The organism is Streptococcus sp. KHUD_016, assembly GCF_051106465.1.
Taxonomy (GTDB): Bacteria; Bacillota; Bacilli; order Lactobacillales; family Streptococcaceae; genus Streptococcus.
Genome location: NZ_CP193663.1, coordinates 1,418,639 through 1,437,050 on the forward strand (window position 1 = coordinate 1,418,639; position 18,412 = coordinate 1,437,050).

The window sequence follows — 18,412 nt, forward strand, 5'->3', positions numbered from 1 at the left end:
CTCTCCTATTTAAAAAATGCTGTACCGATTCGAACAAAGGTTGAGCCGAACTGAATCGCTTCTTTAAAATCACGACTCATTCCCATGCTTAGCTCTGTCATCGGCATATTAGGGATTTGTTTTTCTCTAATTTCTGCTTGCAGAGCCTGCGTATCCTTGAAAATTCCTTTCAATTCATCACTGTCTGCCTCAAAAGGAGCCATGGTCATTAAACCAACATACTCAATCTGATCTAACTTAGCCAATTCTGGCAAAAGTTCTAGCAATTCTTCTTTTGAAAACCCATGCTTGCTTTCTTCCCCAGAAATATTGACCTGCAAGAAACACTTGACAACATGGTCTGTTCTCTTTTGAATTTCCTGGGCTAGCTTTAGGGAGTCTAAAGCATGAAAGTAATCCACAAATGGGATTACTTCTTTCACTTTCCGTCTCTGTAGTGTTCCTATTAAATGCCAAGTAACTGGGTAATCTTTCAAGGCCTGATATTTTTCTAAAAATTTATCGACTCGATTTTCACCTATATGACGGACACCAAGCGGAAGCAAGGCTTCCGCTGTTTGTACATCTACATACTTTGTCACTGCGATTACTGAAACAGCATCTAGAGCACGGTTGGCTTCTTGACTAGCATCAGCTATTTGCTGAAAAACTAATTCAGTATTTTTTTTCAAATTCATTGATTAACGGTTTTTGAAGAATGGAGGTGTATCCAATTCATCTTCATCTTGTGAAACTGGTGTTTCGAAGCGTTCTACCGGTGAAACAACTGGATCTGTTTGGCGAACAATTGACTCACGACGCAAGTCCCAGTCTCCAAAAGCAGACGCTTGGTTTGTTTCAAAACGACGTGGGCTTGATTTAGGCAATTCTGCTGTTTCTTCCAAGTCGAATTGACGGTCAAATGTGTGTGTTTGTGGCGCTTTAGTTGATGGACGTCCAACTGGTTGGTTGTTACGAGCTCCAACTACTTTTTCCACTCGCTCTTGACGAACACCTGTCGCTACAACAGTAACACGGATTTCATCCTTCATGCTTTCGTCAATTGATGTTCCAAGCCAGATGTTTACACCTTGGCCAGCTGCTTGGTTGACAATTTCTGAAGCTTCTTCTGCTTCAATCAAAGTCAAGTCAAGACCACCAGTAACGTTGACGATGACATCTTCAGCACCATCGATAGTTGTTTCAAGAAGTGGAGAGTAAATTGCTTTACGAGCTGCTTCAACAACGCGTTCTTCACCACTACCGATACCGATACCCATAAGGGCATTTCCTTTGTTGGCCATTACAGTTTTCACGTCAGCAAAGTCAAGGTTAATCAATCCTGGGTTCGTGATCAAGTCAGTGATCCCTTGAACACCTTGGCGAAGAACGTTATCTGCTTCGCTAAGAGCTTCAAGAAGTGGCGTTTTCTTATCAACGATTTCAAGCAAGTTGTTGTTAGAGATAATCAACAAAGTATCAACATGCTCGCGAAGTTCGTTGATTCCTTCTACAGCGTACTGGCCACGTTTGCTTCCTTCAAATCCGAAAGGACGTGTCACAACACCAACTGTAAGAGCACCAAGATCTTTAGCGATACGTGCAATAACAGGGGCTGCACCTGTACCAGATCCACCACCCATACCTGCAGTGATAAAGACCATGTCCGCTCCAGTGATAGCTTCCGTCAAAGCTTCTTCACTTTCTTCTGCAGCTTTACGTCCAACTTCTGGACGTCCTCCAGCACCCAAACCACGAGTCAATTTTGGACCAAGTTGGATAACTGTTTCTGCTTTCGTACTGCTAAGGGCTTGTACATCAGTGTTGGCTGCGATAAATTCTACACCAGCAACACCTTCGTCAACCATGCGGTTGATGGCGTTGCCACCACCACCACCGACACCAATTACCTTAATAACTGCGCCTTGAGCTGCTGCTGTATCAAATGAAAATGTCATAATTTCTTATCCTCTTTTATTCATCAAACATGCTTCCGATCAAACCACGGAAACGTTCTGTTAGCTTCGGTTTACTTTGAGAACTTGCTTGGAATTCTTCCTTGGGAGCAACTGGAGTTTCCTGCACAGTTTCAGCTGGAGCTGCTTGTGCTGGACTTGGTTGCGCTACTGGATTCAAACGTTGATTTGGAATGCCAAAGTTGATTGGTTTTTGACGAAGGAATTCATCTCCTTTAACTGCTTTTTGGGCAAGAAGATTGACTTCAGTCAATTTACCAGCAAACTCAGACAAGCTAATCACATGCGCAAATGCAGGGTTGCGAATTCCAACTTGATTTGGTACATAGAGTTTTACGCGAACACCAAATACTTCTTGGGCTAATTCAACAATTCCTGGCAAAATTGCATTTCCACCGATAAGGACGATACCTCCAGGTAAATCTAACAAGTGTCTTCTTTCCAACTCTTGTTTGATTTGGTCAAAGATATGTTTGATGCGTGCTGAGATAATTTCTGCCAAGTAGCTTTCTGTCACTTCAACAGGTTCTACTTCACCAATTACTTCAACTTGGAAAGTTTCGTTACTTGCAAGTGGAACGTAGGCTTCACCATAGTTCAGTTTCAAACTTTCTGCAATTTTTTGAGATGTTTTCAAGACTTTAGAAATGTCTTTAGTAACGTAATCTCCACCTTCTTGGTAGATGTTAGTGAACTGCAATTCTTGGTTGCGGATAGTCGCTACAGTAGTCTGACCTCCACCCATGTCAATGACAGTTGCACCAAATTCGCGTTCGCCTTCATTGAGAACGGAGTTCACAATTGCCAAAGGTGAAATAATCACATTATCAACATGAATACCTACACGCTCAACCGTCTTACGAAGATTGTGTAGAATCGTACGAGGACCTGTGTAAAGCAGGCCACGCATTTCCAAGCGGACACCCATCATACCACGAGGGTCACGAATTCCTTGGAAACCGTCCACGATGAATTCTTCTGGAATAAAGGTAATCACTTCACGATCAGGAGTCATGCTCTTTGTCAAAGCTGATTTGACAACATTTTCAACATCTTGATCTGTGATTTCTTTGGTATCTGAAGTTACAGGAATCATTCCTTGTGTTGGTTCAACCTGCAAGAGGTTTGCTGGAAGGCCAACGTTAACAGACTTAATAGAAATACCCGCTTTCTCTTCTGCCTGTGTGATCGCAGATTTGATTGCTGAAGCAGCTGCTTCAATATCAACAATAATTCCGTCTTTTACACCTTTACTTTTGGCATTACTAACACCAATTACATTTACTTCGCCATCTCTATGCTCAGCTACTAGCACTTTAATCGAACTAGTTCCGATATCTAAGCCTGTAAAAAAACCATCTCTAGTCATTACATCGCATCCTCTCTGTCTTCCAAGTTTCTCACTTCTATTTAATAACTATGTTTTGGCATAGCTATTCAAAGAATATTATAACACAAAAAATCCAATCGTGCTTAGTTTTTGATAAAATTCCTGCATGTTTTTTGAGAAAATTCTAGAAAAATTCTTCTTCTAAGAGATTATTTGAAGTTAACGTTCACAATTTCCTTTTTGTTTCTTAAAAATCCAAAAAAGAGAAGATCATTTTAGATCTTCTCTTGAATAAATTCTTCTGATTTTTGTTGTAAAAAATTTTCTACTAATTTCCCTGTTAAGCGAATTGCTATCACGATAACAGTCGAAACAATGAGATAATTTAAGGGCTGGCCGAAGCTTCCAACAAGTGGTGGTTTGTTTAAAAATCCATAATCTCCACCTACAACTAAGTTGACAACCCATATCAAGCCATTTAAGGCGAAAGTAATCACTACCACATTCTTCAAATCGAGAAGGGAAGGTTGATAGTTTCTAAACAAGTATAGGAGCGCATTTCCTAAAAGGGCAACATGTCCGATAATGAAGGACAAAATGGTCACGTGTGGAAATGGGTAGGGATCAAAGAGTGGGTAAGCCAGTGCTGCTGTTGCTCCAAAAGTTCCTAAAAGGGCAAAGTACTGTTTGTACTTGGATGTCCCTGGAATTAAGAGCATCACAAACATGGCGATACGGCAATGATAGAAGGGCAAACTTTCTGACAGAGGCATGAGATTCCCCCAATACCAGCTATACAGAACAATCAGTTGAACAGACTGAAGAATCTGAATAAAACGCTGGTAAGCAACTTTGTCGCGAAAACGATAAGAAGCATAGAAAGTAAGAGCCAATAAACATAACAAACCAATGTACCAGTGAAGTTCAAACTGGGGCGGTTCTGATATCTGTGTGGTAAATAATTTATCCCACAAATTCATATTCTATTCCTCGTTCATCTAGCTAGAGGCAGTAAAAAAATTCACTCCCCCCAGCTTTTAAATTTTTTGAAAAAACTTGATTCTATGACATGCATAGAATACTTGAGTCCTAAATTCGCAACCTATTATATCATTTGTATTGCAGAAATGCACCTTGTAGATACCCTTTTTTGATTTGTCAACTTCTCTAGCATAAACTAATCAACATATTGGTCTCTTTGTCCTTTATAAACTTGCCAAAGAATCTCCATTTGCTCCTTGGTGATGCGTTTTTCAGATAAGACTGGCAATTGGTCAATGGCAAAAAATTGAAGCTCAGCAATTTCTTGATTCTCTTGAAATTGTCCATCAAGAAGTTGGCATTCAAAGACAAACTTTGCATATTGTTTGCTCTGTAGTTGGAAACGATTGGTGTCAAAAACTGCAAGTAACCTTTCAGCTTTTGCTGTAATACCGGTTTCTTCTTCAATTTCTTTAAGAATATTTTCGGTTGGAGAATAGCCAACTTCACCAAAACCACCTGGCAAAGCCCAACTATCCTCCCCTTTTCCTCTAACTAAACAGACTTTTTCATCCTCAACAATCCAAGCACGGACGTCCATCAGAGGAGTTGCATAAGCGGACGTTGGTTTCAAGACTTCTGCCACTTCTTCTGCATCGAGGTCTGATACCTGATTCAACATTTCAGATAACAGGATTCGCAAGTCCTCGTAGCGCTCACGGTCGAAAGGATCTTTTGTAAAGGTTAATCCAGTATCCGTAATGGCTAGCATTCTTTGCAGATACTTGGTAAAATCACTTGCATTCATTTTCTAAACTTTCTACCAGCTTGGCTAGATTCATGGAGTTCGATCCTTTGAGCAAAATTTGGTCATTGGCACCGAGTCTTTCCTTGACTTGCTTGACTAGGTCTTCAAATTGGTCCTCGTCAGCTGTTTTCTTGAAGTAATAAACGTGACCTATTGGGAACATTTGACTGGCAAGTTGAGCCAATTCTGCAATATCTTCTCCATAGAAAATAACGGTATCCAGCACATCTGGCGATAGGCTCAAAATCATCTGGTTATGGAGTTGGACAGACTGGTTGCCGAGTTCCTTCATGTCTGCTAGAACAGCAATTTTCTTGCCTCCTTCATTGGCTGGAATGGCAGAGAATGTCTCCAAAATCAACTTCATGGCTGTTGGATTGGCATTATACACATCTGACAGGATATCTGCTCCATTGGCTGCTTTCTTCCACTCAGTACGGTTACGGGTCAATTCTAGGTTCTGGAAGGCCTGACGAATCTGTTCCTCTGACACTCCTTCTTGAAGAGCCACATAAGCAGCAATCATAGCATTGGTGGCATTGTACTTACCTGTCACTGGCAAATCGAGGGCTTGTTCCAAGAAATTGGCCTTAAAGGTCAGACTATCCTTGCGTTCGACCAAGTCTGTGATTTCCAATTCTGCCCCTTGCCCAAAACGAACTACCTTTTTGTCAGTAGGCAAGTAGTCCTCTACAATCGAATCAGTTGGTGCTAATAGCAAGGAATTCGAAGCCATACCATCTGCAATTTGCATTTTCCCTTTAGCAATCTCTGAACGGTCTTTGAAAAAGGCCAAATGAGCTTCTCCAACCAAGGTCACGATGGCTGTCTTAGGATGAGCCAATTCAGACAAAAGATGGATATCTCCCAAGTGATCCTGCCCCATCTCCAAGACCAACTTTTCTGTCCCTTCAGGCATGTGGAGAACTGTGTAGGGAAGTCCAATCTCGTTATTGTAATTGCCTTGAGTTTTGTAGGTCTTGTAGGTTGTTGATAGCAAGTGCGCCAACATATCCTTGGTCGTTGTTTTACCATTTGAACCCGTTACCGCAAAGACATCAACTGCTGTTTTTTCAAGATAGTAGGCAGCTAGGGTTTGAAAGGCAGACAAAACGTCATCTACTAAAATGTAGGGATGATTTGCAACCTCTTTCTCAGACAAGGTTACTGCTGCACCATTTTCAAAAGCTGTTTCGATAAAGTCATGACCATCACGTGCACCTTTGAGGGGCACAAACAAATCTCCCGTCCCAATCAAACGACTGTCAAACTCAGCCTTTTCTAACTGGGCATCCTCAAAGATACTGACATCATTTTTAGCTCCAACAGCTTGGGCGACTTCATGGATTGTTAGTTTCATTTCTACTCCTTTAAAAAGGGTTGAAGTCTGAGAACTCTAATCACCTACAGTGACGATTCTGGCTTCTACCCCTTCTTTCATTTTATAGCAAATGCGCTTCGTGCTTGTTAAAGCTCTCCTTAGCAAGGTCAACCAAACGCTCGATTAGTTCTGGATAGCTGATTCCCATATTGTCCCAAAGTAGTGGGTACATAGACCACTGGGTAAAACCTGGCATGGTATTGAGCTCGTTTAGGAAAACCTCGCCCTTATCTGTATAGAAGAAATCACAACGAGATAGACCAAGGCCACCGATCGCACGGAAGGCAGTTTCTGCATTTTGACGCATGACAGCTACTACATCATCACTAATCTTGGCTGGGATGTCCATGGTAATCTTGTTGTCAATATACTTGGCATCGTAGTCATAAAAGGCAACATCCTTGACCACTTCACCAGGAAGCGTGCTCTTAACATCGTAGTTGCCCAAAAGACCAACCTCGATTTCACGGGCATTCACCCCTTGCTCTACCAAGACACGGCTGTCATATTGGAAGGCAAGTTCTAAGGCTTGACGGAGTTCTTCTTGGTTTTCAGACTTAGAAATACCGACACTTGAACCCATGTTTGACGGTTTCGTGAAGACTGGATAAGTCAATTTTTCTTCAACTTCAGCGATTTTAGAAGTCACATCATCACCTTCAACGATGGCCACATAAGGAACTTGGGCAATCCCTACAGATTCTAAAACTCGCTTGGTCGTGATTTTATCCATGGCAAGGCTTGATGACAAGATATTGCAGCCGACATAGGGCATTTTCAAAACTTCAAGGAATCCTTGAACAGAGCCATCTTCTCCCATAGGACCATGAAGAACTGGAAAGACCACTGCACCTTCTTCATAGATGGCACTTGGCGCGATTTTCTTGTTCCAGTCAATAGTCGCATTGGTCATGAGACGATCCTCTTGACCTGGAGTCTGGCTAAATTCTTGTGTTTTGATAAAGTCACCTGACTGGCTGATGAAGAAAGTATTGACGGTGAAACGGTCGTAGTTGACCGCACGCATAACACTTTCAGCTGAAAGGACAGAGACTTCACGCTCTGCACTACGTCCACCGTATAAAAGAATAATCGTTTGTTTCATATTGCTTGTCCTAATTCTAATAGAATACTCGTTCTTTAGTATATCATATTTGCTTCTTTTTTGAAACTTGAATCTAAAAAAGCCCTCATTTGAGAGCTGAAATTTTACCGATCCACCACTTGAGCTTCAAAGTAAGCTGGCTTGTCGTCTACATTGGTCATGGTAATCGTGTAGGACTTGTTATTGGTTACATAAAAAAACTTTCTCCCCTTGGTAGTTGACAACAATTCCATTCTTTACCAAATGAATATCTGTTTGATTGTTTGGAAGCTCTTTATCATCTTTCCAACTTATCTAAGATTTTCTGGTATTCTTTATGCAAATCCTTAGCTTTCTTAGAAGAATCATATTTTGCACTCTCAACCTTCACATCCTTCATCTTCTGCACCCAGCTCATGTCCACACCGTCCGCATAGTAGTTGCCATCGCTATCGACAATGATTTTACTTAGTTGCGTAGCTCCTTGAATCACTAAGCTAAGGACTTCTAGACTATCGCTGAAATACTGGGAAACCTCTGAGACAAAGAATTCTAATTTTTCAATCTTGTCATCCAAATCCTGAATACCCGACTCGATTTGAGACTTGGTATTGTAGAGGATGGTCTTCTCAGAGAAGGCTCTCCCCCAAATGAGACTAAAGAGGTCTTTGATTTGATTTAGCCAGTTCTCCCTCGCTTGAATCTGAGCTTCTACGATAGCTAACTGCTCTTCCCTCAATTTTTTCAGTTCCTTAAGTTGGTCCTGTCAGCTCACCTGAGTCTAATATAACAAACTATCCATACAAGGTTTGATACATCTTTTTCATGAAGACATCAAGCTCTTTTTGAACAATCTTTAATAGGCGCTCTTCTTCGACTTTGGGAATAGTCACCCTCTCATTTATATTTCTTTCATTTATTTGAAAATAAGCGCTAGAAACTAAATCAAAGTTCTTATCCAATTCATAGAGTACACTAGTTATTCTACCATCTATCTCTATTTCAAAATAAGCAGTAACCCCATTCCGTCCCGGATTTGAGATGTCCAAATTGATGTCTCCTTTTATCTCTATGGAGTCAATTCCTCCATCCAATCGAATAGCTCCATCGGGAGGAACGACATAGCCCGCTTTACGGATGTCAGGTGCATATTTTTCTGATGCCATCAAACGTTGTAAGACGACTATATTGTCCCTCTCTTCAAAGGAGGTTTTTAATTGCATATGTTCTTGGTGGTTTTGATACTGAAAATAAAGATTCAAGCCAGTAGCTAAGGCAATTACAGAACCAATAACGATCAGTATTTTTTTAAGTCCTGACATTTTTTCACCCCCTCTGTCTAAGTTATCATAGAAGTCTTGTTCATACAGCATTGCGTTGAGTAAGAAGTTACTTTCTCTAAAAATCTAACCATACAAGGTTTGATACATCTTTTTCATGAAGTCATCAATCTCGCTTTGAACACTTCTCAACAAGTAATCTTCTTCGGCTTGGGGGATAGAAACAATCTCTCTTTTCCCGTTACCATTTTGCTGAGAATAGCTAGAATCAATTAAATTCAGATTTTTATCTAAAATAAAAGCTACATGCGTTTGTTTTTCATTAACCTGTGTGATGAAAAATAACTGAAAATCCTTAGCATCCTTTTTGGGAGGGCTAATTTTCAAATGTAACTCTCCTTCTATTTCTAATGGATAAATAACTCCATCCAATCGAATAGCTCCGTCAGAAGGAATAGTATATCCTGCCTTGCGGATGTCAGACGCATATTTTTCTGATGACGTCAAACGATGAAGAACTTCAATTCTTTCATTTTTCTCAAAGGATTCTTTTAAAGCACTAGATTGTTGGAAATGATTGTAAGTAAAATATAAAGGAATCGCTAATAGGAACAAGGACAATACAATCAACCACTTAAACTGTTTTACTTTATCTAACATTCGCCTTTCCTCTATCAACACTCTCTTTCAAATAAGTGGGATTATAAATTCTCACTCACCTTCCTCATCATCATAAACTGGCTCGCCATGGATTTTGATGTATTCTTCATTTCTACGGTCATCTTCTTCCCAGACTGGGTCTCTCACATGGTCCATAAATGAAATTTCTTCCAAACTCAGCTCATTAGCTTCTTCATAACTCATCGAAAGGATATCCTCATGCCGGTTTTTAAATTCCTCCACACTTAACCAGCTCTCTTTATCATCTTCGCTAATCTGACCATCAATAGCAGTCGCAATTTCAATGGCCATAATATACATAGCTCGTTTATCAACAGTGAGAAGGTCAAAGTGGGTAGAAGCTAAACGTAGACAGTCTCCTTTTTCTCGATAGTCTGTTGCTGGATTGTCTTCAAAATCTAATTCAAGATTTTCATATACATGACTCCCAAATTTATTGATAATCCCTTCTTTCAACTGAACATTATTCCATCTATTATCATGCATCCACTTATTCAATTTCAAGTGAATAGTTGGGTCTGTTTTAAATGGGCGAGTATTCCCAAAATAAGAAATATCTACTGTCTTCCCATCTTTAGTATCAAACCACATCCTTTTCGCTAGTTCCATGTAATCAAATGGAATTTCTTTGATGTAATCACCTTTGATGTAAATTCTCACTCGTCTTCCTCGTCGTCATACACACGTTCACCATGGATTTTGATGTATTCTTCACGAAGACGTTCTTCTTCATCCCACAAAGGTTCCTCTACAGGTTTCAAACTTTTCAGTTCCTCCACGCTGATATCGGTTGCTTTATCTTAACTTAGTGATAAGACATCCTTGTGCAACTCCTTAAAAGTCTCTACATCCATCCAGGTCTCCTTGTCATCCTCGCTAATCCGACCATCAATTGCAGAAGCTACCTCGACTGCCATGATATACATAGCTCGTTTATCAACTGTTAACACATCTGTATGAGAGGTTGCGATACGTAGATAATCCCCACGTTCTCTCCACTCTGTAATGAAAGTTTTTTCAAATTCCAATGTTATACTCTCATATTCCAAAGACAACCAAGGATTGCTCGGAATTATAAAAGAAGCTTTATCCCATCTTTCATCAACAGAAGCCCATTTGTGTAACCGAACACCAAAGTAAAAATCATCCTGTAGCATGGCATCATCACCAACATTGGAGAAACTTATTTTCTTGCCTTTCCGTTCCTTAAACCACATCTTCCAAACAAGCTCTCTAGTTGTGAAGTCTATTTTTTTCGTAAAATCACTTTTGATGTATAGTCTCACTCATCTTCCTCATCTTCATAAACTCGTTCACCATGGATTTGGATGTACTCCTCACGCTTCTTATCCAATTCTTCCCAGATGGGATCGTCAATAGCATCAATCGTTTGAATTTCTTCCAAACTCATCTCATTTGCTTCATCAAAGGTTAAAGATAAGATATCTTGGTGCTTTTTCTTGAATTCCTCGATTGTTAGCCATGTTTTCTTATCATCTTCACTAATTTTTCCATCAATCGCAGTCGCAATTTCGAGTGCCATAATATACATAGCTCGCTTATCAACTGTTAATATATCTAGATAATTCGAAGCGATTCTTAGGTATTTTCCCTTTTCTCTACCGTCGCTTTCATAACTTCCTTCATAATCCAAATCAATATTTTCATACATTTGGGAATTGATTGCACTGCCACCTTTAACCTTGGCATCTTTCCAACGAGAGCCACTTGCTCCCCACTTATCTAACCGTAAAGATAAATAGAAGTCATTTTGCAACATCTCATCATCCCCGACATTTGAGAAACTTATTTTTTTACCATTTCTTTCTTTAAACCACATTTTCCATGCGAGTTCTCTGTAGCCAAATGACACTTTTCTAGTATAATCACCTTTGATGTATATTCTCACTCATCTTCCTCGTCATCATAAACTGGCTCGCCATGGATTTTGATGTATTCTTCATTCCTGCGGTCATCTTCTTCCCAGACTGGGTCTCTCACATCGTCCATAAATGGAATTTCTTCCAAACTCAGCTCATTAGCCTCTTCATAACTCATCGAAAGGATATCCTCATGCCGTTTTTTAAATTCCTCCACACTTAACCAGCTCTCTTTATCATCTTCGCTAATCTGACCATCAATAGCAGTCGCAATTTCAATAGCCATAATATACATAGCTCGTTTATCAACAGTGAGAAGGTCAAGGTGGGTAGAAGCGATTCTTAAACATTCGCCTTTCTCACGAAAGTCCGACATGATAGCATCTTCGTAATCTAGCTGTATATATTCACATTTATGTGATAAAAAATCATATTTTATCCCTTCCTTTATTTGGACACTCCTCCATCTAACATCATGAGTTTCCTTGTCTAATTCTAAGTGAATAGAAAGTTTATCGATTGGTAAATCTAGATACCCAGCATACGATAAATCTGGCTCTATTCCATCTTTTTTCTCAAACCACATCCTTTTCGCTAGTTCCATGTAATCAAATGGAATTTCTTTGGTGTAATCGCCTTTGATGTATAGTCTCACTCGTCTTCCTCGCTAATCTGACCATCAATTGCAGAAGCTACCTCGACTGCCATGATATACATAGCTCGTTTATCAACCGTTAAAATATCCGTATGTGTCGTAGCAATCCTAAGGTTTTCTCCACGTTCTCTCCCATCAGTAATAAAATCATTTTCAAATTCCAATTGAATGTTTTCATCAGAAAACGAAGTCCAAGGATTGCTCTTATCGTATGGTATATGATTCCATCGTTTATCATTAAATCGCCATTTATCAAATTGAACTCCAAAAAAGAAATCATCCTGTAACATAGCATCATCACCAACATTGGAGAAACTTATTTTCTTGCCATTCCGTTCCTTAAACCACATCTTCCAAACAAGCTCTCTAGTTGTGAAGTCTATTTTTTTCGTAAAATCACTTTTGATATATAGTCTCATAAATCTGAGATATCGCCTCCATGTGCTAGTATATATTCTTTTCGACGATTGGCTTCTTCCTCCCAAAGAGGGTCGTCTACCACATCCATCGTTTGAATTTCAGTCAAACTTAGTTCATTTGCTTCTTCAAAAGTTAGAGATAGAATAGCCTCGTGCTTTTTCCTAAACTCCTCGACTGTTAGCCATGTCTTCTTATTATCCTCGCTAATTTGCCCATCAATCACCTTTGCAATCTCAAGCGCCATAATGTACATAGCTCGTTTATCAACTGTCAAAACTTCTAGATGGGTGGTTAAAATACGGAGATAGTCTCCCTTTTCATTATAATCCGTAGCAAATGCATCTTCAAAATTAATTTCAATACTTTCCTTAATATGTGAAAAGAGTCTTCGTACCCCTTCCTTTAGGGGGACACTAGACCATCTCTTATCGGCAGTGCCTTTCCTCAAGGATAAATTTGAGAAAAAATCTTCTTGTAATGCATCATTGTTCCCAGCATTTGAGTAAGAAATTTGCTCATCTTCTGGAAACCACATTTTACCAGCTAGTTCTAAATAACCATAAGGTACTCTTTTTGTATAATCACCTTTTAAATATAATTTCATTGTTCACTCCTTATTGCGTCAAGTATTTAAAAGCTTTCCACATATTTTTGATAACTTCTTCTTTAGCTCCTTTTCCAAGTCCATTTAGTTCAGATTGTTCATTTACCCAGTTTACAATATCCTGCCTACTTGAAATAGTTGAGGCTTCAATATCTATGTCGAGGTTATAACCTGACTTTCCACTCCCCGATTGAACTTGGATTTTCCCACTATCTGGCTCCGCATCAACTCGAATATTATCGACTTTTTTACCGTTAACTCGTCCAGAAATCTTTTTTCCAAAAGACTTACTCGTCGGTTTATTTGCCTTCCAGCTGTCATAGTTACTGGAATAATCAACCTGAATTTCGCCATTTTGTAAGGCTGTCTTTGTGATAGCTGATAAGCTAGTTACTGCTCCACTAGCTATCAGTACATTCCCATATTGAACCCCTGTTACAGATGCTGCGGTACCAGCTACGATACTTGTCCCTGCTGTTGGCGGACCAGCCATTACACTCAAGACTTCTAGGGCTCCACTCGCAAAGTAAACTCCCAATCCAGAGAAAATTTGAGCTACTCCACTCCAAAATTCGACTGAATTTGCTTCAAAGTTTTGGGCTTTTAGTTCATCAAGCTTTTTGTTAACCAAATGAGTATAGTCAGCATCATATTTCCCATTTTTTAAAACGACATAGCCTTGTTCCAAGGAATGAATTTCAATGATATTCCCTGTCTCATCAATCTTAAGAGTGTGATTGTAGTCGTCAATTATTTTATCCCATTCGGACTTGTCATGGCCTTTTAAGCGCTTCTTTAATTCGGCACGATAGTAGGCATCACCATCGTCCGATAGCATCATATCCCTAGAAGCTTTATTGATTGCACGAGTTTCTGAATCTTGAAAATCTCTTTTTGCATGCGAAACAATCTTCACATCCTTCATCTTTTGCACCCAGCTCATGTCCAGACCGTCCGCATAGTAGTTGCCATCGCTATCGACAATGACTTTACTTAGTTGCGTAGCTCCTTGAATCGCTAAGCTAAGGACTTCTAGACTATCGCTGAAATACTGGGAAACCTCTGAGACAAAAAATTCTAGTTTTTCAATCTTGTCATCCAAATCCTGAATACCTGACTCGATTTGAGACTTGGTATTGTAGAGGATGGTCTTCTCAGAGAAAGCTTTCCCCCAATTCAGTGTAAAGAAATCTTTGATTTGATTTAACCAATTCTCCCTCGCTTGAATCTGAGCTTCTACGATAGCTAACTGCTCTTCCCTCAATTTTTTCAGTTCCTTGAGCTGGTCCATGTCCAAATCTCCATATCCAGAGACCTGAGCATCCGCATTTTTGTAGGAGGTCAACTCTAGTTGGATATCATCTATCGCTGCTTGTAACTTCTTGATGCTGGGGATGATAATCTCTGTAAAAAGACCCTTCCCAGCTGTGTAGGCTGCTCCTGTCAGCTCACCTGAGTCTAAAGAGGAAATCAGGTGGTCACATCCACTAGATAAGCGGTCCGTGACTTCATTTGCGACCTGGAGATTGTTAGTCATAGCTTGAATCAATTCTTGGGATTCTTGTGCGCTGTATTTTACTCCCATGGTAGCCGATTCCTTTCTGATATCAGTTCTTCTCTAGCTTCATCGAAAGACCGACGAGCCTTCTTCGTTTGTTTTCCCAATTCATCCAGTTCCTCATCTACATAAGAGTTGATCTGTCGTTGAATGGTTCTATTATCACTTTCGATTTGCTCTATCACTTGACGAGAACTAGGCGAGATAGCTAATAGAGTCGCCATACGATGGTGGATACTCTGGATTTCTGAGTGAAAGTGAGTTACCTGCTGTTCATATTGTCTTTTTAGAGTCTGAAGACTTTCTTCTTTATCGTCAATCTTGACAATTTCTCGCCAAAGTTTGTAGCGTTTTTCTTCGTTCTTATCTGCCATTTTTAATGTTCCCATCTCTTAGCCAGCTCTACGTCGCGTTTTTCAATCTTATGAGCAATTTCTGGAAACTTATTTGCTTGGGTCAAAACAGCCGAGCTGAAATCACTGACCGCCTGAAGCATTTGATTGCAGGCCTGACGTCCAGCTTCCATCCCAGCAATTTCAGAAGTATATGAAAATTCTACTTGCTGATTTTGCTTCTTGCTCGTGTCATACCCGACCAATTCATTAATAGCTGCCTCTGCTGCTATCGTGCTAGATTTTATCTTTCCACCCATACTTCAAACTCCCTTTATTCATTGTATATTGACCATATCATAACACAAAAATAGTACGATTTCAAAACAAATCCTAAGGGCAAGTGAGCTCATCTCCTTAGAGTAAACTCTATCGCTCAGTGAATGAGTTTGACAAAGACGCCACTAGTGATTTTGGAGACCCGTTTTCTGATGCCTTATAGTTTGAGTAGTCTTATTAGCAAGGCTTGTTCACCTCTCGTGAGAAACAGAAAAAGACAAGCCCTAGAAAAATTCCTAGGGCTTGTCTTATGTGTCAAAATGAGCTACGTTTTTACTGACTCCTACAACTCTGTCCGATTTTCAATGGCTCGTAAGAGTGTGACTTCGTCCGCATACTCGATATCTGCTCCCACGGCTAGTCCTCGTGCTAGGCGAGTGACCTTGATACCAGCTGGCTTGAGCAAACGAGAGAGATACATCGATGTCGCTTCCCCATCCGCTGTCGCATTGGTTGCCACAATCACCTCTGAAACCTCACTATCCATGAGACGGGTCATGAGACTCTTGAGGTTGATATCGTCTGGGCTGATGCCATTCATCGGAGAAATGAGGCCGTGCAAGACATGATAGAGTCCGTGGTATTCTTGGATGTTTTCCATAGCAGCCACATCGCGACTATCCTCTAGCACCAAGATGGTTGTCTGATCTCGAGTCGGATCTGTACAGATTGAGCAGGGGTCATCATCCGTCAGGCGGCCACAGATGGAACAATAGGTTAATTCCCGCTTGGCAGATAGGAGATTTTTGGCAAATTCATTGACATCGTCATCAGACATTCCAATGGTATAGAAGGCGAGGCGGGTAGCCGTTTTAATCCCGATACCTGGTAACTTTGAATAGCTATCAATCAGCTTGGCAATAGGTGTTGGATACAGCATAAGTTCCTTTCTAATTCATTGGATGGTGTTGGTGATAAAGATTGATAATGTCGCGTGCAATAGAAGGTCCGACACCGTTTGTAAGGTTGGTGTTATGAGGAAAGACGACTGCGACTGCGATTTGAGGATTTTCGGTCGGCGCATAGGCGACTGCGTTAGTATTGTTGGCTTTTTGACCGCCATTAACGTAACTTTCGGCAGTACCCGTTTTCCCGCTGATGGAAACGGCGGCGCCATTTGAAAAGGCACGACCAGTTGTTAGAGCACTCGTTCCATGCGAAACTTGATAGAAACCTTGCTGCAAGATAGCCATATCTGATTCTGAGATATTGACCTTGTTTAGTTCCTTAGTGGCTGTTTCTTGAACCAGACTACCTAGGCCACCTTGGTCATTGTTTCCATAAACCCCTTCAACGATGTGGGGGGCAATCCGAACACCGTTGTTGGCAATAGTTCCAACGTACTGGGCCAATTGCATTGGGGTGTAGTTATCAAACTGACCAAAGGCATTGGTAATGTAATTAGCAAAATTATACTCTTTTGGTATAAAACCAGTTGACTCATCTGGAAGGTCAATGCCTGTAGAAGCACCCAAACCATACTCACTAAAAGTCGCGCGTAGTTTTTCCATAGCAGGCTCTAATCGGTCTGTCTTGACTGTCATATCTGGTTGATAGGTTTGGCCCATCATTCCTAGGGCAGTTTGAATCATATAGGCATTAGAAGAGTATTCCAAAGCCTCAACTGCTGTGATCGGGAAAGAGCCATAGGACAAGGTGTACCATGAATTGATAGGGGCCGAACCTTGGAAAACAATCGGCTGGTCTGTCAAGGTTTGATTGCCTGACAAGACTCCATTTTCCCAACCAGAGCTGATGGTCGCTGCCTTAACAACAGATCCTGGCACAAAGACGTTGGTTATCGTTCCAAGCGAATCTGAACTTAATTTACCGGATTCGACATCATGCTTGACACCTGACATCGCCAAAACTGCTCCGGTTTTAGGATTAAGAGCTACAGCGTAGACTCCTTCAGAGTATTTGGCTCCACCATTGCCCAACTCTGAGTTGAAGTAACTCTTGAGTAGGTCATCCACACCATCCTGGAAAGCTAGATCAATCGTTAACTTGATATTGTTTCCTTTGCTTCCTTCTTCGACATTTTCCACACTTTCCATATTTCCGTGTTTGTCGAGATGGATTTCTTTGACGGAGCGTTTGCCTTGAAGAACATCTTCATATTGCTTTTCAAGATAGGAAGTTCCCACTCGGTCATTGAGAGAATACCCTTTTTTGAGATAAGCATCAACTTCCTCAGCTGGAAGTCCTGACTTTTCATTTGAAACGCTACCGACGATTGTCGATAAAGATGTATCCAGTACTTTACGATCCCATGAGGTTGAAATGCTGATACCTGGTAATTCCTTGGACGCTGATGCAACGAGAGCAACTTGGGTATCATCTAAGGCATCCGTAGAAATGGTTCCCGTTGCAAAATTTTCAACAGCATTGAGCTGACTAAAGAGATAGATTTCCTTTTTCTGGTCATCTGTATAATTAAGCTGACTCACGTCAATGCTTTCAACCGCATTATTGTAAAGTGTCGCTTCCGATAAGCGGTTCCCATCTGAATCCAGGCGTTTATCACTTGGCAAGGATTCGACTGTTTTTTTGTAAATATCCTGGTCCGCCAAGTAATAGTCTGCAATTTGTCGATCAGTCAGATCAGGGGAGGTTACATTTACATATGTGAGGAGTTTCTTGGCTGTCTCCTTCAATTCAGCTGCTGTCATTTTATTGTTTCGTGTGAAAGAAACAACTTGCTTGACAGTATTTTCTACCAAGGGTTTCCCTGCCGCATCATAGATCTGTCCACGAGCTGAACTGGTTGTTACCCTTGTTTGGCTGGCTGAGGCCAATTTTGTTTCATAGAAATCTTTATTGAGCACCTGCATGTATAACAAACGACCAATAATGGCCATAAAGAGCAGGATGACAATCGCAAATAATAAATTAAGCCGAATCGGAATCGAATGGCTATTAAATTTTCTCATACAACTAAGACTCTTTTCTAGAAAAATTCCCGATTTCCACCTTTATTTTCCCTAAAATAATAGAGTAAACAGGTGAATCTCAGTACATTTCATTGTACCATATTTTACGGAGAAACTCTTGGAAAAGTCGAAGCATTTTTTGACTTTTAACTGAAAATGCCTTTTTATTTGGTTATCCTATTTTCTATGAT

At 40.4% G+C, this 18,412-nt stretch carries 19 protein-coding genes and 3 pseudogenes; all 22 read right to left on the minus strand.

Annotated features, from left to right (window positions below; translation table 11 throughout):
• Positions 1-5: 5 nt before the first annotated feature.
• The gene (locus ACORHV_RS06615) at positions 6-677 is read right to left on the minus strand and encodes a YggS family pyridoxal phosphate-dependent enzyme (RefSeq protein ID WP_049501414.1); all 672 of its coding nucleotides are present in this window, start codon (positions 675-677) and stop codon (positions 6-8) included.
• Between the two features lie 3 nt (positions 678-680).
• Entirely contained in the window at positions 681-1,937 is a 1,257-nt protein-coding gene (gene ftsZ / locus ACORHV_RS06620; RefSeq protein WP_049501413.1) for a cell division protein FtsZ, read from the minus strand.
• A gap of 16 nt (positions 1,938-1,953) precedes the next feature.
• A complete protein-coding gene (gene ftsA / locus ACORHV_RS06625; RefSeq protein ID WP_070535008.1) occupies positions 1,954-3,324 on the minus strand; it encodes a cell division protein FtsA in 1,371 nt (456 codons plus the stop codon).
• A 236-nt stretch (positions 3,325-3,560) separates the two neighbouring features.
• Positions 3,561-4,265 carry a YwaF family protein gene (locus tag ACORHV_RS06630; protein WP_001055269.1) on the minus strand — a complete coding sequence of 235 codons (705 nt, stop codon included), beginning with the start codon at positions 4,263-4,265 and terminating at the stop codon, positions 3,561-3,563.
• Positions 4,266-4,462: 197 nt separating this feature from the next.
• Positions 4,463-5,074, minus strand: coding sequence for an NUDIX hydrolase N-terminal domain-containing protein (locus ACORHV_RS06635; protein WP_125418315.1), 612 nt, complete (start codon positions 5,072-5,074; stop codon positions 4,463-4,465).
• On the minus strand, positions 5,061-6,434 hold the full coding sequence (locus ACORHV_RS06640; RefSeq protein WP_434397878.1) for a UDP-N-acetylmuramoyl-tripeptide--D-alanyl-D-alanine ligase: 1,374 nt from the start codon (positions 6,432-6,434) through the stop codon (positions 5,061-5,063). Before ACORHV_RS06640 ends, ACORHV_RS06635 begins: the two co-directional genes overlap by 14 nt.
• Before the next feature lie 82 nt (positions 6,435-6,516).
• Positions 6,517-7,560: a D-alanine--D-alanine ligase gene (locus ACORHV_RS06645; RefSeq protein WP_434397880.1), complete on the minus strand. Its 1,044-nt coding sequence runs from the start codon at positions 7,558-7,560 to the stop codon at positions 6,517-6,519.
• 104 nt (positions 7,561-7,664) lie between these two features.
• A pseudogene (locus tag ACORHV_RS06650) lies at positions 7,665-7,845 on the minus strand (hypothetical protein); the annotation flags it as partial.
• Positions 7,838-8,278: a hypothetical protein gene (locus tag ACORHV_RS06655; RefSeq protein WP_008289759.1), complete on the minus strand. Its 441-nt coding sequence runs from the start codon at positions 8,276-8,278 to the stop codon at positions 7,838-7,840. The gene ACORHV_RS06655 and the pseudogene ACORHV_RS06650, both read right to left, overlap by 8 nt.
• A gap of 55 nt (positions 8,279-8,333) precedes the next feature.
• Positions 8,334-8,861: a hypothetical protein gene (locus ACORHV_RS06660; RefSeq protein ID WP_008294306.1), complete on the minus strand. Its 528-nt coding sequence runs from the start codon at positions 8,859-8,861 to the stop codon at positions 8,334-8,336.
• Between the two features lie 84 nt (positions 8,862-8,945).
• Positions 8,946-9,479 (minus strand): hypothetical protein, encoded by a 534-nt coding sequence (locus tag ACORHV_RS06665; RefSeq protein ID WP_000884835.1) that lies wholly within the window; start codon positions 9,477-9,479, stop codon positions 8,946-8,948.
• A 51-nt stretch (positions 9,480-9,530) separates the two neighbouring features.
• Positions 9,531-10,160 carry a hypothetical protein gene (locus ACORHV_RS06670; RefSeq protein WP_001223900.1) on the minus strand — a complete coding sequence of 210 codons (630 nt, stop codon included), beginning with the start codon at positions 10,158-10,160 and terminating at the stop codon, positions 9,531-9,533.
• Positions 10,157-10,786: pseudogene (locus tag ACORHV_RS06675) on the minus strand (hypothetical protein). Before ACORHV_RS06675 ends, ACORHV_RS06670 begins: the two are co-directional and overlap by 4 nt.
• Entirely contained in the window at positions 10,783-11,409 is a 627-nt protein-coding gene (locus tag ACORHV_RS06680) for a hypothetical protein (RefSeq protein WP_001223907.1), read from the minus strand. The pseudogene ACORHV_RS06675 and the gene ACORHV_RS06680 overlap by 4 nt, the downstream one beginning before the upstream one ends.
• Positions 11,406-12,035, minus strand: coding sequence for a hypothetical protein (locus ACORHV_RS06685; RefSeq protein WP_095725866.1), 630 nt, complete (start codon positions 12,033-12,035; stop codon positions 11,406-11,408). The genes ACORHV_RS06680 and ACORHV_RS06685 overlap by 4 nt, the downstream gene beginning before the upstream one ends.
• A pseudogene (locus ACORHV_RS06690) lies at positions 12,035-12,454 on the minus strand (hypothetical protein); the annotation flags it as partial. The gene ACORHV_RS06685 and the pseudogene ACORHV_RS06690, both read right to left, overlap by 1 nt.
• The gene (locus tag ACORHV_RS06695) at positions 12,451-13,059 is read right to left on the minus strand and encodes a hypothetical protein (RefSeq protein ID WP_000780960.1); all 609 of its coding nucleotides are present in this window, start codon (positions 13,057-13,059) and stop codon (positions 12,451-12,453) included. The gene ACORHV_RS06695 and the pseudogene ACORHV_RS06690, both read right to left, overlap by 4 nt.
• 10 nt (positions 13,060-13,069) lie before the next feature.
• Positions 13,070-14,644 (minus strand): virulence protein, encoded by a 1,575-nt coding sequence (locus ACORHV_RS06700; RefSeq protein WP_000538407.1) that lies wholly within the window; start codon positions 14,642-14,644, stop codon positions 13,070-13,072.
• Positions 14,635-15,006, minus strand: coding sequence for a hypothetical protein (locus tag ACORHV_RS06705; protein ID WP_227743429.1), 372 nt, complete (start codon positions 15,004-15,006; stop codon positions 14,635-14,637). Before ACORHV_RS06705 ends, ACORHV_RS06700 begins: the two co-directional genes overlap by 10 nt.
• Positions 14,994-15,269 (minus strand): TIGR04197 family type VII secretion effector, encoded by a 276-nt coding sequence (locus ACORHV_RS06710; RefSeq protein WP_000509001.1) that lies wholly within the window; start codon positions 15,267-15,269, stop codon positions 14,994-14,996. Before ACORHV_RS06710 ends, ACORHV_RS06705 begins: the two co-directional genes overlap by 13 nt.
• Positions 15,270-15,571: 302 nt before the next feature.
• On the minus strand, positions 15,572-16,168 hold the full coding sequence (gene recR, locus ACORHV_RS06715) for a recombination mediator RecR (RefSeq protein WP_000966754.1): 597 nt from the start codon (positions 16,166-16,168) through the stop codon (positions 15,572-15,574).
• A 10-nt stretch (positions 16,169-16,178) separates the two neighbouring features.
• Positions 16,179-18,221 carry a penicillin-binding protein PBP2B gene (gene pbp2b / locus ACORHV_RS06720; RefSeq protein ID WP_434397885.1) on the minus strand — a complete coding sequence of 681 codons (2,043 nt, stop codon included), beginning with the start codon at positions 18,219-18,221 and terminating at the stop codon, positions 16,179-16,181.
• Between the last annotated feature and the right edge of the window lie 191 nt (positions 18,222-18,412).

Bases quoted from the DNA above. Each gene is read 5' to 3' on its own strand.
- ACORHV_RS06615 (WP_049501414.1), bottom strand. From the start codon at position 677: ATGAATTTGAAAAAAAATACTGAATTAGTTTTTCAGCAAATAGCTGAT.
- ftsZ (WP_049501413.1), bottom strand. From the start codon at position 1,937: ATGACATTTTCATTTGATACAGCAGCAGCTCAAGGCGCAGTTATTAAG.
- ftsA (WP_070535008.1), bottom strand. From the start codon at position 3,324: ATGACTAGAGATGGTTTTTTTACAGGCTTAGATATCGGAACTAGTTCG.
- ACORHV_RS06630 (WP_001055269.1), bottom strand. From the start codon at position 4,265: ATGAATTTGTGGGATAAATTATTTACCACACAGATATCAGAACCGCCC.
- ACORHV_RS06635 (WP_125418315.1), bottom strand. From the start codon at position 5,074: ATGAATGCAAGTGATTTTACCAAGTATCTGCAAAGAATGCTAGCCATT.
- ACORHV_RS06640 (WP_434397878.1), bottom strand. From the start codon at position 6,434: ATGAAACTAACAATCCATGAAGTCGCCCAAGCTGTTGGAGCTAAAAAT.
- ACORHV_RS06645 (WP_434397880.1), bottom strand. From the start codon at position 7,560: ATGAAACAAACGATTATTCTTTTATACGGTGGACGTAGTGCAGAGCGT.
- ACORHV_RS06660 (WP_008294306.1), bottom strand. From the start codon at position 8,861: ATGTCAGGACTTAAAAAAATACTGATCGTTATTGGTTCTGTAATTGCC.
- ACORHV_RS06665 (WP_000884835.1), bottom strand. From the start codon at position 9,479: ATGTTAGATAAAGTAAAACAGTTTAAGTGGTTGATTGTATTGTCCTTG.
- ACORHV_RS06695 (WP_000780960.1), bottom strand. From the start codon at position 13,059: ATGAAATTATATTTAAAAGGTGATTATACAAAAAGAGTACCTTATGGT.
- ACORHV_RS06700 (WP_000538407.1), bottom strand. From the start codon at position 14,644: ATGGGAGTAAAATACAGCGCACAAGAATCCCAAGAATTGATTCAAGCT.
- ACORHV_RS06705 (WP_227743429.1), bottom strand. From the start codon at position 15,006: ATGGGAACATTAAAAATGGCAGATAAGAACGAAGAAAAACGCTACAAA.
- ACORHV_RS06710 (WP_000509001.1), bottom strand. From the start codon at position 15,269: ATGGGTGGAAAGATAAAATCTAGCACGATAGCAGCAGAGGCAGCTATT.
- recR (WP_000966754.1), bottom strand. From the start codon at position 16,168: ATGCTGTATCCAACACCTATTGCCAAGCTGATTGATAGCTATTCAAAG.
- pbp2b (WP_434397885.1), bottom strand. From the start codon at position 18,221: ATGAGAAAATTTAATAGCCATTCGATTCCGATTCGGCTTAATTTATTA.